Source organism: Clostridioides sp. LIBA-2809 (genome assembly GCF_056688965.1).
On record NZ_CP197004.1, the window covers coordinates 346,455 to 358,816 of the forward strand.

Sequence of the window (12,362 nt, forward strand, 5' to 3'; positions counted from 1 at the left end):
AATCTTTAGATAAGATTTGCTATATTTTATGTTTATATGTATTTTATTTGCTTAAAAAGTGATAAAACTCAGTACTATTATATAAAAAATTAAAAAGGGCATTGTATATCAAGAACATTTTTTTTAGTTTTGATAATATAAAGGTATAAGATTAATAAAAATATTAGGAGGTACTTATAACTTGCATGCATGGGAATCTATTCAAATCACATTAGACTTAATAGAAGAAAAGTTATCAGAAGAAATATCAATTAGTAAAATAGCAAATGAGGCAAACTTATCACCATTTTATTATCAAAGACTATTTAAAAGATTAGTAAATAAAACCGTAATGGAGTATATAAAACTTCGTCGTCTTGCAAAAGCTTCTGAACATTTAGCAGAACATAAGAATCGTATACTTGATGTAGCCTTAAGTTTTGGATTTGAAAGCCATGAGACGTTTACACGTGCTTTTAAAAAAGCATATGGATTAACTCCAGAAGAATATAGAGCAAATCCAGTAAAACTCAATCACTTTGTTAAGCCAGAATTAATTTTAAATTACATTATGGTTGATGAAGGCGTGCCATTAATTGCAGATGATATAGTAATTGAAGTAACTCGCAGAAAATTGAGTAATCCAAGGACTTTTATTGGAATAGAGGGAGAAATACCTATTTGTCAATTAATGGGAGGTGAAACAACTGGTATCGCAACAGCAAAGGAATTATGGATGGAACTTGGAAGTCAAAAACATAATATACCAAATAAAATCCCAGGTGGAAATGAATTTGCTGCTCTTTATATGGGAAATGCAAAAGAAGGAAATTGTATGTATATGGCAGGGATAGAAGTGGAGCCAGGTACATTGGTGGAAGGATACAGTACTTTTGAGTTACCAGCTAAAGAGTATTTAGTATGTGGATTTGAAGCAGAAAATTTTAATGAGTTAGTTGATTCAGCTGTTTTTAAAGCGGATAAGTTTATGGAAAGATGGATGAAGAATCATAATTTAATAGCCACTGATTTTGCGATTGAAATGTATTATCCTACTACACCTGAAGTGGCATATATGGAACATTGGACTATTCCAGTGTCTATTGGACAATAGAAAGGGTGATGAATATGGAGTGGCAAGATATGTTTTTTCAAGATAATAAACCAACACTTGAGCAAATCAAAACATTTATCAATAGCCCATTATGGGACAAGCTAAACAACATCTTGACTTCAACTTATAATGTAGAGCCTAAACTTGAATATAGTAAATGTTCAATGCAAAGAGGTTGGAATATAAAGTACAAAAAAAGAGGTAAATCATTATGTACTTTATATCCACAAGAAGGTTCTTTTAAAGCTTTGGTTATTGTAAATGAGAGTAATAGAGTAGAAGTCGATTTATTTATTAATACTTGTTGTGATTATATTAAACAAATATACAACGAAATAAATTTTTTTAATGGCAGTAAGTGGTTAATGATTCAAATAGATAATATATCTATATTGAATGATACACTTGAACTAATTAAATTTAGAGCTTAGGATATAAAACAGGATGATTTATATACTCATCCTGTTTGCATATTAATTTTTCATAACTTATAGAAATTAGAGAAGCTTTTATATATTAATTTTTCATAATATTATATAGATTTAATTTATCAATTATTATTTAAACTGATTTGATATAGATTTTAAATATATATTTTTTCCTCTATTAGTAAGAGACATAAAAATAATACTCCATAAACAGTTTAGAGTACTTTCTATACTGTCATGTTCATCAAGTTCTTTAGTACCAACTGGTTTATATATAAGTATTGTTAAAATACATTCAATAATATTTTCTAGTTGGTTAGGAATGTTACATTCCTGAATTAAATTAGAGTTTTGAAGATTGATAAAGCTTTCTTTTAAAAACTGCTTAAGTTCCTTTATAAAATCAAGCTGAAATTTATATATTTTAGGGCTTATTTGAGATAACTGGTCATAATGCTTAAAATAGTATGCATTCTCATTTTGAATATTTAGTGAATTTAAAAATAAATTATTTAAATCCTGTAAGGATTTAGGCATATCTATTTTTTTATAGTTTTTGTGTTTGTATTCAACTACTTCTTCAATCAAATCTTCCTTTTTTTTAAAATAATAAGTTAAGTTACCTACACTCATTCCCAAAGCATCAGCAACATTTCTCATAGATACATTGTTATAGCCATATTCATTAAATAAGTCACGAGCTTTAATTAAAATATCCACTTTTGTCTGTTTTGCCATATTGAATCCTCCAATAAAAATTTATGATAACATTTATTTGACATTTTAGTACATTCGTACTACAATGTCAAGTAAAGTACGAGTGTACTAAAATAATATTTAAGTTATATTGGGAGGTTTTACAATGAGATACAAAAAAGATAATTTAGAACTTTATAAACTTGGACTAGGTTGTGGAGGTATGATACACCTTGATAATAAAGCTGAAAATATAGCTACAATACATGAAGCTTTAGATAGTGGTATCAATATGTTAAACACAGCTGATTTTTATGGAGCAGGTCAAAGTGAAATGATAATAGGTGAAGCTCTTAAGGGCAGAAAAAGAGAAGAGGCTTTTGTATCTGTAAAAATGGGGGCTCTTGTTGCACCTAATGGTCAAATGTATGGTCTTGATGTCAATCCTTTTAATATAAAAAATCATGTAGCACAGACTCTTAAGAGATTAAATCTAGATTACATAGACCTTTATCAGCCTGCAAGGATAGATTTAGCAATACCAGTAGAAGAGACTATTGGAGCTATTTCTGACTTAGTAAAAGAAGGATATATAAAACATATAGGTATTACTCAAGTTGATGAAGAGATTTTAAGAAGAGCTAATAAGGTTCACCATATAAGCCTTATAGAAACGGAGTATTCTTTATTTAATAGAGATATAGAAAAAAATATATTACCAACTGCTAGAGAATTAGGAGTAGGGGTTGTTGCTTTTGGGGCTCTTGCTCATGGTCTTTTAAGTGGAGTATGCTCAAAATCTAATGCTCAAAGATATAAATGGATACCTTTATTCTCTGATGAAAATATAGATAGAAATCTTGAACTTGTAGAGAATTTAAGAGAAATAGCAAATGAAAAAGAAGCTACTATTCCACAAATAGCTCTTGCATGGGTTTTATCAAAAGGTGATGATATTATAACTTTAGTTGGAGCATCAAGAAGGGTCACATTAGAGGACTCTTTAAAAGCTAAAGATATTAAATTGAGCGATGAGAATATAAGAAGAATTGAAAATGCTATAGACAAGAATAAAATTTTAGGTGCAAGTTTTCCAAATATGAGGTTTAAGAATGGTAAGGTAGTTAGGTAGGGTAGTATTTAATTTTTAAGCCACTCTTTCACAGGGTGGCTTTTTACACTCAGTTAAATAAACCAATATATAAGTTGCAAATAATCTAATAAAATTCAATTTACTTTATTTTTCGACACTCTTTACAATTAAGTCCACACATGTTTTTTTCTTGCATGTTGATAGCTCCCCAATTAGCAAATTGTTGTAAAATAGGCACAATACTTTTACCTTTACTTGTCAATGTATATTCAACTTTTGGAGGGATTTCATTATATTGTTTACGATGAACAATACCATCAGATTCTAAATCCTTTAATGATTGAGCTAACATAGTGTTTGTAATTCCATCTAATTTTCTTTTTATGCTACTATATCTAATAGGATTATCAACTGCCAACATACATATAATAGGTAATTTCCACTTACCACCAACAATATCTAAAGCATAACGTATTGGACAGGTTAATTCTTCAATATTTGTAGTCATATTCTTTTCATTATCTAAACTCATTATAATTACTCCTTATTTATAGTAGTATCTTTTTTATACTTTATCAGAAAAAACTGCATACTTGTTTTTTCTGTATTTTATATTAAAATTATATCAAAGGATAATCCTTAATACAAGTATTTAAAAGGGGTGTAAAAATTATGAAAGTATTAGAATTTTTGAACAAAGCAGGAGTTTATTATTTAGCAACAGCTGATGAGAACAATCAGGCACATGTGCGTCCTCTAGGATTTGTTATGGAATATGATGGCAAACTTACATTTTGCACATCTAATCAAAAAGATATGTTTAAGCAACTTATTTTTAATCCAAAGCTTGAGCTTTGCTGTATAGACCAAAAACTTAATACTCTACGTATTTTGGGTGAAGCAGTATTCGTTACATCAAAAGAAACACAAGCTAAGGCACTTGAAATAATGCCAAGTTTAGGTCAGATGTACTCTGTAGGAGATGGCAAATTTGAAATATTCTCTATTGATAAGGCAAAAGTTAGTTGTTGTTCAATGAGTGGGAAAAAGATTGATGTAGAGCTTTAATTATAATGGAATCGATATCCATAGTGAAAATGAAGAAAACGTTACTACTGAAATGTTGATAAATTTAACTTAAATTCAATAAAAAAGATTTTTAAGTAATAAATGTGTAAAAATTTTTAGTTATTAGATTTGTATTTCGACCATGATATATATTGTTTTGAATAATTACATAATAGAAATAAGAACAATTAAAATTTATTTTATGATTCAGTAGACTTCCTTTTAAAAAATATTTTAACTACAAATGATTTTTCTGCAATATGAAGAAAATATGATGATTATAAAAAATTGCTACTTACTTATTTATATATTTTTATATATAAATAATAAGTAGCATGACTTTATAAATTAATAGTGATAGAATATAAATCAATAGATAAGATATAATTTTAAAAGGAGTGATATAAAGTGAGCAAATATAGTTCTCTATGGGAATATGTCAAGAAAAATGGTAATCAATCATTTAAATTAACTTTTGAAGAAATAAAGGATATTGCAGGAATAGAGATAGACCATTCGTTTTTAAAATATAAAAAAGAATTAAATGAATATGGATACCAAGTAGGAAAAATCTCTTTAAAAGAAAAGACTGTTATTTTTAATAAAATTGATTAAAAAATAGTTATGCGCACTTGTGACTTTAGTCATGGGAGGTTCAGTAAGCTATTAATAATTACATATAATAAAATAATTTGTATTGACTAACATTAAAACTAAAAATAAAGTAAATCTTATATAAGACTTACTTTATTTTTAGTTGATGACTTTTTAAGTTTTATACTATAAGGGATATATAAAACTGCACCTATTAAAAATGTTATAATTTCTGTTACTGTCATAGACCATATCAATCCATCAAGTCCATAAAAATAATTAAGAAATATTACTATAGGTATATACAATCCACCTTGGCTTATAGACATTATACCTGTTTCAATGCCTTTTCCTGATGCTTGATATATTGTCATAAATAAAGATGTAACTCCATTGAATAAGGCAGATACTAGCATAGCTAGCAATACATACGTTCCTATTTCAATAACTGATGTATCAACTGAGAATGTTTGTATTACCTGAGTTCTAAATATATAAACAACTCCTGAAAATACAACTGCGATTATAAATATGAATAAAGCAGAATACTTTATGCTTTCTTTTAAACGAGGTATATTCTTATTAGAAAAATTATATGCTATAAGTGGCATTACACCTAAAACAATACCCATAACAAAGAATTCTGGAATTTGAGCAATTCTAAGTGCTATACCAAAACTAGCAACTATGTTATTTCCATATTGCATAGAGTAATTATTGGATAATAGTGTAGTCACAATTAAGAAAGAGCATTGGATTAATTGGGATACACCAACTTTATATATTTCAACTTGACTGTTTATGCTGATTTTCATGTAATGTAAAAATCCTCTAAGGTTTTCACTTTTAACATTTAAATACCAAACATAATAAGCACTAGAAGCAATATTAGAAAGCACCATTGATAATGCAGCACCATATACGTGCATATTAAGAACCAGTATAAATAAAACATCTAATATGATACTAACTATTACACTTACAAACATACCATACATAGATTCTTTTGATGCACCTTCAGACCTTACTATTTGTTCAAGTGAGAAGTTCAATATAATAGAAAATCCACCAACAAATAGTGTAATTGCATATTGTTTTGTATATTCAAATGTAGCCATGTCAGAACCTAATAATTTAACAATTGGATTCATTAATAAGTAGCCAAGTAGGCCTATCAATAAACCTGTTATAATACTTGCATAGAAAGTATATCCAGCAATTTTCTTAGCTTCATCACTATTATTTTGTGCAATTAGTCTAGTTATGAATGTGCTACCACCAACACCAAACATATTTCCAAAAGCCATTAGAATTGTAAATATAGGTAGTCCTAATGTTATTGCACTAAGCATAGCTGTGTCATGAACTAATCCTATGAAATAGGCATTGATTACATTATAAATAGTTCCTGCTGACATTCCTATCATCATAGGGATAGATAAATAAAGAATAGTTTTTTTTATTGGTTCTTCTTTTAAATATTTAATGTTTGATTTTTCATTTTCCATGTTACCCTCCTAAATAATATAATTTATAATACTAAGGCACCTTATGAAATATATTATACAGGTACCTTATTAAAATTGCAACATATTTATTAAGGTACCTGTATAATTGCGTTGTATTTGGGTAATATATAGACTTAAAATTGAGTTTTTTAAAAACAGAAGATGCTCTAATAAATATGGAATATAGGGTATTAAAGAGATGGATGAGACTTTAAAATAAATAAAAGAGTAAAGTGATAAGATAATAAATATCTAATCATTTACTCTTTTTGTTTTATTTATTTAAATCTTCTTATTTTAAGCTTTGGAAGTTAATAAAATATACAATGACTACACTTTATTTTATACTTTATGGCTACAATAGATTTTATTCAAAGTAAAATAAATCTTCAAATTTTTTATCTAGAGCTATACATAAAATAAGTGCTAATTTTGCTGTTGGATTAAACTGACCTGTTTCTATTGAACTAATAGTATTTCTTGACACACCTACCATTTCAGCTAGCTGACTTTGAGATAATTTTTTCTCTGTTCTTGCTATTTTTAAGTGATTTTTTAATATTAATTCTTCATTCATATGCTTACCTCAACGATGATAAAACAAAATTAGTCAATAGGAAGATAGTTGTAATTAAGAAAATAATAGCCCAAATTAAATTCTTTTTTTCATGTGTGAATTGGTATTTTGCTATATTTTCAGCAAGCCCAAATGTACAAAATAAAGCAGATACTGCATCGTTTTTTTGTCCAATAAAGGCGTTAAATATTACAATGAAAGCGAAAATACATATGAAAATTGAATATCCTATTTTTCTGCCCTTATTTTCAATATACTCTAATCCTTCATCTTTATTGGATTGACGACTCTTACTTAAAATTTCTTCTTTATTCATATGAGACACCTCCTAATTGGATGCCAAGTTTACTTGGTACTTTAATTATATCATGCCAAGTTTACTTGTCAAGAACTTTGACAATAAAACTTGGCATAAATATGATATTAATCAATAAAAAAAGACAAACTTAATTTAATTAAGAATGTCTTTTTTTATTGAAACACTATAATAATATTCTATTAATCCAATAGCTAAACTTCAACCTAGAGTCTAATAATCTAACATATATTCTTTATTATCTTAGCAGGGACACCTGCAACCACAGTATTTGGAGGGACATCTTTTGTAACTACTGCTCCTGCTGAAACAACAGCATTTTCACCTATTGTAATACCTGGCATAATCATTGCTCCTGCTCCTAACCAAGCATTCTTCTTTATAACTATAGGTGTAGACACGGTGGAATGTCTATCAGATGGTTCTAAAGGATGATTTATTGTTATAAGATTTACTTTAGGTCCAATAAGTACATCATCTTCAATCGTAATACCACCTCTATCCATAAATGTACAGGCATGATTAATAAATACATTCTTTCCAACTCTTATATTCTTTCCAAAGTCTGTGTAAAATGGTGGTATTAAATATAAGCTTTCATCAACTTCAACACCTGTAAGTTTAGAAAATAGTTTTCTTATTTCTTTTTTAGTATGATACGAGTTATTTAGCTCAGCAGTTATTTTTTTAGCCCTTTCTATTACATATCTTATTTTATCCATATCTGGGTCAGAATCTGAAATTATCTCGCCAGATTTGTCTCTCTCAAATATATCTATATTACTCATAAATTTCCTCCTATTGATTTTACTTACAAACTTTACAATATCTCTACGTAAAACTCATTATGTTTGCTCAACTCTTAAATAGAGTATACTACTTGGAGTTAACTACAACACAAGCCTTTTTTATATTATTTAAGAATAAATAATTGATTCTTATTAAAAACTGTAATTAAACATTAATATTAGTCTTGTACATATAGAATGTTTCATTATGTATGTAAACTAAAGTTTACATATTTCAAACCTTACTTTATAGAACAGTTGAGTTTAATACTTTATAATTGAAATATAATTATTTTAAATTGAAAGGGGCTTAATATATGAATTTAGGAGACAAGATTACAAAACTAAGAAAGAAATATAATTATTCTCAAGAGTTGTTGGCAGAAAGGCTAAATGTATCTAGACAAACCATTAGTAAGTGGGAATTAGGACAAGCTAAGCCAGATTTAGAAAATATAAAAAATATATCAAAGCTATTTGATATTACTTATGATTACTTAATTGATGAAAGTAATTTATGCTCTAAAGATATAACTGATAATATTAGTAAGGATGTTGACTGGACAAAAGCATGGAGCTCTAAGTATCCTATTTTAGAAGCATATGTTGATATAGAGGGGATAGAAAAGTATCAAATGGCTATTGAAGAATTATATTCAAGATTTGAAAAAGAATACAAGATGAGCAATGAGAATAATGTACTTATATTAAAAGATATTTTATACAAGACATTTAAAAGGCATAATAAATAAAAACTATATTTGGATATATTCATCTATGGTTTTGTATAAAAATATGGAAATAATTGGAATAGATAAAAAAATATATAAATTGAATTTTAAAATATATTTAAGCAGGTATCTAAGATATCTGCTTATTTGTTTCTCTATGGTTGATTTTTTCATCAAAAGTCAACTTTAAATCGCTTGTTAGGTTCATGGATTTAAGGATATAATTATACAAAGGAGGCGTTGATATGAATGAATTAAACATTGCAAAAACACTGATTTTAAAGCGTAAAGAAAAAGGAATTACACAAGATGAACTTGCAAATTATATAGGTATCTCTAAAGCTTCTGTATCTAAATGGGAAACTGGGCAAAGCTATCCTGATATCACTTTTTTGCCACAACTCGCGACATATTTCAACATTACAGTTGATGAATTAATTTGTTACGAGCCACAAATGATTAAGGAAGATATTAATAAACTATATCAGCGATTGTGTAAAGATTTTACTGTTAAACCATTTGACGAAGTTATGGATGAAATACGAGAAACCATAAAAAAATATTATTCATGCTTTCCTTTGATTTATCAGATGGGTGTTTTGATAATTAATCATTATGACCTTGTAGATGAAGAAAAACGTGAACTATTAATTAGTGAAGCATTAGAAATTTTTATTCGAATACGAGAAACAAGTGATGATATAGAAATTTGTCGTCAATCAAAAGGTATGGAGGCAACCTGTTATATCTTGTTAAATCAACCTATAGAAGTTATTGATTTATTTCAAGATAGTAATTTTCCCATGGTAAATGAAAGCATACTTCTTGCACAGGGACAAATGATGAATGGTCAAACTAATGAAGCTAATGAAACGTTACAGATAGGAGCATATCAGAATCTTACGTTGTTAGTTCAAGATTTAGTGGGACTCCTGCAAAACTCAGATAAATCACAAATTGAAGAAATAGAAAGACGTATTTTAATAATTTCAGATATATTTGACCTTGATGCATTATCTCCTGGCATTATGTTTTCTGTATATTTGACACAGATACAAATGAACTTAATACATGGAAATACTAAAGGAGCTATTAAGTCATTACAAAGATATGTAGATTTGGCAATGAGTGATATATATCCAATTATGCTACATAGTGATGACTTTTTTAATCATATCGATGGCTGGATTTCTGAGATTGGAACAGGTATTACACGTGATGATACAATTGTAAAGGCAGGTATTGTTGCTGCTATTAAGAACAATCCTATGTTCTCTGTATTAAATGAGAACAAAGAATACAGATTTCTTATAGAAAAATTATCTTTATTGGAGGAATAAAATTATGGAAAATTTAATGGAATATTTACCACTTTTGCTTCCTGTTATTATTTTAAATTTAATACTTGTAGTTACTGCACTTATTCATATAATAAAACATCCAAATTATAAAATTGGGAATAAGGCAATATGGATTCTTTTAGTACTATTTATCAGTATAATAGGTCCAATTTTATACTTTACCATAGGAAGAGGTGATGAATGATGAATATTGTTTCAATAAATGGGTTATCAAAAAGTTTTGGTAATCGAAAGATAATAGATAATCTAAATTTTACTGTACCAGAAGGGTCAGTCTTTGGCTTTGTAGGTAAGAATGGTGCAGGCAAGACTACAACCATGAAGATGGTACTTGGGTTACTTGAAGCAGATAGTGGAACTATAAATGTTTGTGGTGAGAAAGTGACATATGGAAGAACAAGTTCTAATCGACATGTAGGTTATCTACCTGATGTTCCAGAGTTTTATAACTATATGAGACCACTTGAATATCTTTCTCTTTGTGGAGAAATTACAGGGCTTTCAAAACAAGAAATAAAGTTAAGAAGTGAAGAGTTGTTGTCACTCGTGGGACTTGGAAATGAAAAGAAACGAATAGGTGGATTTTCTCGTGGAATGAAACAACGTCTTGGGATAGCTCAAGCATTACTTTCACGCCCTAAATTACTTATTTGTGATGAACCAACAAGTGCACTTGACCCTGTTGGTAGAAAAGAAATATTAGATATTATGCTTAAAATCAAAGACTCAACAACCGTAATATTTTCAACACACATACTGTCAGATGTTGAAAGAATTTGTGACCATGTTGCTATATTAAATAACGGAAGCATCGCTCTTAGTGGTACACTTTCAGAAATAAAAAGTATGCATGGAAAAGATAGACTTTTATTGGAGTTTTCAAGTGATGATGAAATCCAAGCATTTAAGTCTAGTAGTAGTATTAAATCCTTACTTAAAGATTCAGAAGAGACTAATATGGAAATTATTTTCCATGGTAAAGATATAAAATCAATACAACAAACAGTTATATCTACACTTGCAGAAATGAATCTTTGTCCAATAAAGATGGAATTAATAGAATTGTCACTTGAAAATTTATTTTTGGAGGTAGTAAAGTGAGAGAATACATAGCATTTACAAAAAAAGAATTTGTAGAGAACGTAAGAAATTATAAATTATTTAGTCTAATTATTTTATTTTTGATATTTGGAATAATGAGTCCTCTTTCTGCTAAATTTATGCCAGACTTGATTGCTCATTTTGCCCCAACTTTAAAAGTTACTGCTCTACCAACTGCTTTAGATTCTTGGACACAGTTTTCTAGCAATATTTCTGGTCTTGGAATGAGTTTAACTCTAATTATTTTTTGCAATATTTTATCAAACGAATATTCTAAAGGAACACTTGTCATTATGTTGACTAAAGGATTGTCACGTTCGTTTGTAGTATTGTCTAAATTTTCTATTGCAGTAATTATTATGACCATTGGTTTCTGGTTGAGCTTTTTATGTACTTATGGTTATACAATGTATTTTTGGCCAACTGCAAATCTTAATCATGTTGTATTTTCAGCATTTAACTTATGGATAATTGGTATTATGTATATTACTATATTAATTCTTGGCTGTGTACTATTTAGACCAGCATTTGCAAGTGTATTACTTGTATTAGTAGTAACTCTTGTTTTGAGTTTAATTTCTATTCCTAAACAGGTTGCACCTTATACGCCTAATTTCATATTATCAAAAAATATAGATTTGATTTCAGGGAAAGTGACAGTTCCAGAATTTATTATTCCAATCATTGTAACAATCATTATTTCAATAGTGTGTCTGTTATCAGCTGTTATTTTATTTAATAAAAAACCAGTTTAATGATATCTTTATTATAAATGCAAATAGCACTGTATTGTGTAAAAATATACTTAGTAATGTATAAGAATATATCTAAGTAAAAAAGGGGGTGTCTCAAAATGAACTTTTTAGTTCATGAGGCGCTCTTCTTTGTGTGAAATCAAATATATTTTCATCATTTCAACAATGAAAAAAGGGTTTATCTCTCTTTTGAGACAGCCTCTTTTTTTGTTTTAGTCGTACTCATTATATCTTATAATAATTAAATTATTAC

Annotated in this window: 16 protein-coding genes; 10 read left to right on the forward strand and 6 right to left on the reverse strand. The window is 28.1% G+C overall.

All coding sequences use genetic code 11. From position 1 onward, the window contains the following. Positions 1-181 precede the first annotated feature (181 nt). The gene (locus ACTG44_RS01975) at positions 182-1,093 is read left to right on the forward strand and encodes an AraC family transcriptional regulator (protein WP_479921173.1); all 912 of its coding nucleotides are present in this window, start codon (positions 182-184) and stop codon (positions 1,091-1,093) included. Positions 1,094-1,107: 14 nt separating this feature from the next. Next, complete coding sequence (locus ACTG44_RS01980; protein WP_479917970.1) at positions 1,108-1,524, forward strand: DUF3788 domain-containing protein; 417 nt, start codon at positions 1,108-1,110, stop codon at positions 1,522-1,524. Positions 1,525-1,650: 126 nt separating this feature from the next. On the opposite strand, the gene ACTG44_RS01985 is transcribed toward ACTG44_RS01980, so the two are convergent. Next, positions 1,651-2,259 carry a TetR/AcrR family transcriptional regulator gene (locus tag ACTG44_RS01985; RefSeq protein ID WP_479921174.1) on the reverse strand — a complete coding sequence of 203 codons (609 nt, stop codon included), beginning with the start codon at positions 2,257-2,259 and terminating at the stop codon, positions 1,651-1,653. 124 nt (positions 2,260-2,383) lie between these two features. On the opposite strand from ACTG44_RS01985, the gene ACTG44_RS01990 reads away from it, so the two are divergent. Continuing rightward, on the forward strand, positions 2,384-3,349 hold the full coding sequence (locus tag ACTG44_RS01990; RefSeq protein ID WP_479921175.1) for an aldo/keto reductase: 966 nt from the start codon (positions 2,384-2,386) through the stop codon (positions 3,347-3,349). Positions 3,350-3,449: 100 nt separating this feature from the next. On the opposite strand, the gene ACTG44_RS01995 is transcribed toward ACTG44_RS01990, so the two are convergent. After that, the gene (locus ACTG44_RS01995; protein WP_479919702.1) at positions 3,450-3,842 is read right to left on the reverse strand and encodes a winged helix-turn-helix transcriptional regulator; all 393 of its coding nucleotides are present in this window, start codon (positions 3,840-3,842) and stop codon (positions 3,450-3,452) included. A 140-nt stretch (positions 3,843-3,982) separates the two neighbouring features. Here ACTG44_RS01995 and ACTG44_RS02000 point away from each other — a divergent pair, with 140 nt between their 5' ends. Together ACTG44_RS02000 and ACTG44_RS02005 are read left to right on the forward strand one after the other, a co-directional pair. Next, a complete protein-coding gene (locus ACTG44_RS02000) occupies positions 3,983-4,378 on the forward strand; it encodes a pyridoxamine 5'-phosphate oxidase family protein (protein WP_021382848.1) in 396 nt (131 codons plus the stop codon). 408 nt (positions 4,379-4,786) lie between these two features. Continuing rightward, complete coding sequence (locus ACTG44_RS02005; RefSeq protein ID WP_021382829.1) at positions 4,787-4,993, forward strand: hypothetical protein; 207 nt, start codon at positions 4,787-4,789, stop codon at positions 4,991-4,993. A gap of 116 nt (positions 4,994-5,109) precedes the next feature. Here the strand turns inward: ACTG44_RS02005 and ACTG44_RS02010 are convergent, their stop codons facing one another. The 4 genes from ACTG44_RS02010 to ACTG44_RS02025 form a co-directional block, all read right to left on the reverse strand. Further along, a complete protein-coding gene (locus tag ACTG44_RS02010; RefSeq protein ID WP_479921176.1) occupies positions 5,110-6,480 on the reverse strand; it encodes an MATE family efflux transporter in 1,371 nt (456 codons plus the stop codon). Between the two features lie 367 nt (positions 6,481-6,847). Continuing rightward, on the reverse strand, positions 6,848-7,057 hold the full coding sequence (locus tag ACTG44_RS02015) for a helix-turn-helix transcriptional regulator (protein WP_021382875.1): 210 nt from the start codon (positions 7,055-7,057) through the stop codon (positions 6,848-6,850). 4 nt (positions 7,058-7,061) lie between these two features. Beyond that, positions 7,062-7,373, reverse strand: coding sequence for a DUF6442 family protein (locus tag ACTG44_RS02020; RefSeq protein ID WP_479921177.1), 312 nt, complete (start codon positions 7,371-7,373; stop codon positions 7,062-7,064). 221 nt (positions 7,374-7,594) lie between these two features. Beyond that, positions 7,595-8,161, reverse strand: coding sequence for a sugar O-acetyltransferase (locus tag ACTG44_RS02025; RefSeq protein WP_479919706.1), 567 nt, complete (start codon positions 8,159-8,161; stop codon positions 7,595-7,597). 317 nt (positions 8,162-8,478) lie between these two features. Here ACTG44_RS02025 and ACTG44_RS02030 point away from each other — a divergent pair, with 317 nt between their 5' ends. The 5 genes from ACTG44_RS02030 to ACTG44_RS02050 all read left to right on the forward strand — a co-directional run bounded on the left by ACTG44_RS02030 (position 8,479) and on the right by ACTG44_RS02050 (position 12,109). Next, positions 8,479-8,913 (forward strand): helix-turn-helix domain-containing protein, encoded by a 435-nt coding sequence (locus tag ACTG44_RS02030; protein ID WP_479921178.1) that lies wholly within the window; start codon positions 8,479-8,481, stop codon positions 8,911-8,913. Between the two features lie 224 nt (positions 8,914-9,137). Then, positions 9,138-10,232, forward strand: coding sequence for a helix-turn-helix domain-containing protein (locus ACTG44_RS02035; protein ID WP_479917979.1), 1,095 nt, complete (start codon positions 9,138-9,140; stop codon positions 10,230-10,232). Positions 10,233-10,236: 4 nt separating this feature from the next. Then, positions 10,237-10,437 (forward strand): PLD nuclease N-terminal domain-containing protein, encoded by a 201-nt coding sequence (locus tag ACTG44_RS02040; protein WP_021382852.1) that lies wholly within the window; start codon positions 10,237-10,239, stop codon positions 10,435-10,437. Next, positions 10,434-11,354 (forward strand): ABC transporter ATP-binding protein, encoded by a 921-nt coding sequence (locus ACTG44_RS02045; RefSeq protein ID WP_021382865.1) that lies wholly within the window; start codon positions 10,434-10,436, stop codon positions 11,352-11,354. The genes ACTG44_RS02040 and ACTG44_RS02045 overlap by 4 nt, the downstream gene beginning before the upstream one ends. After that, on the forward strand, positions 11,351-12,109 hold the full coding sequence (locus ACTG44_RS02050) for an ABC transporter permease (protein WP_479921179.1): 759 nt from the start codon (positions 11,351-11,353) through the stop codon (positions 12,107-12,109). The genes ACTG44_RS02045 and ACTG44_RS02050 overlap by 4 nt, the downstream gene beginning before the upstream one ends. The last annotated feature ends 253 nt before the right edge of the window (positions 12,110-12,362 follow it).

Coding starts and splice junctions, on each gene's coding strand:
- ACTG44_RS01990 (WP_479921175.1), top strand. CDS start 2,384: ATGAGATACAAAAAAGATAATTTAGAACTTTATAAACTTGGACTAGGT.
- ACTG44_RS02000 (WP_021382848.1), top strand. CDS start 3,983: ATGAAAGTATTAGAATTTTTGAACAAAGCAGGAGTTTATTATTTAGCA.
- ACTG44_RS01980 (WP_479917970.1), top strand. CDS start 1,108: ATGGAGTGGCAAGATATGTTTTTTCAAGATAATAAACCAACACTTGAG.
- ACTG44_RS02040 (WP_021382852.1), top strand. CDS start 10,237: ATGGAAAATTTAATGGAATATTTACCACTTTTGCTTCCTGTTATTATT.
- ACTG44_RS02030 (WP_479921178.1), top strand. CDS start 8,479: ATGAATTTAGGAGACAAGATTACAAAACTAAGAAAGAAATATAATTAT.
- ACTG44_RS01985 (WP_479921174.1), bottom strand. CDS start 2,259: ATGGCAAAACAGACAAAAGTGGATATTTTAATTAAAGCTCGTGACTTA.
- ACTG44_RS02035 (WP_479917979.1), top strand. CDS start 9,138: ATGAATGAATTAAACATTGCAAAAACACTGATTTTAAAGCGTAAAGAA.
- ACTG44_RS01995 (WP_479919702.1), bottom strand. CDS start 3,842: ATGAGTTTAGATAATGAAAAGAATATGACTACAAATATTGAAGAATTA.
- ACTG44_RS02025 (WP_479919706.1), bottom strand. CDS start 8,161: ATGAGTAATATAGATATATTTGAGAGAGACAAATCTGGCGAGATAATT.
- ACTG44_RS02015 (WP_021382875.1), bottom strand. CDS start 7,057: ATGAATGAAGAATTAATATTAAAAAATCACTTAAAAATAGCAAGAACA.
- ACTG44_RS02045 (WP_021382865.1), top strand. CDS start 10,434: ATGATGAATATTGTTTCAATAAATGGGTTATCAAAAAGTTTTGGTAAT.
- ACTG44_RS02020 (WP_479921177.1), bottom strand. CDS start 7,373: ATGAATAAAGAAGAAATTTTAAGTAAGAGTCGTCAATCCAATAAAGAT.
- ACTG44_RS02010 (WP_479921176.1), bottom strand. CDS start 6,480: ATGGAAAATGAAAAATCAAACATTAAATATTTAAAAGAAGAACCAATA.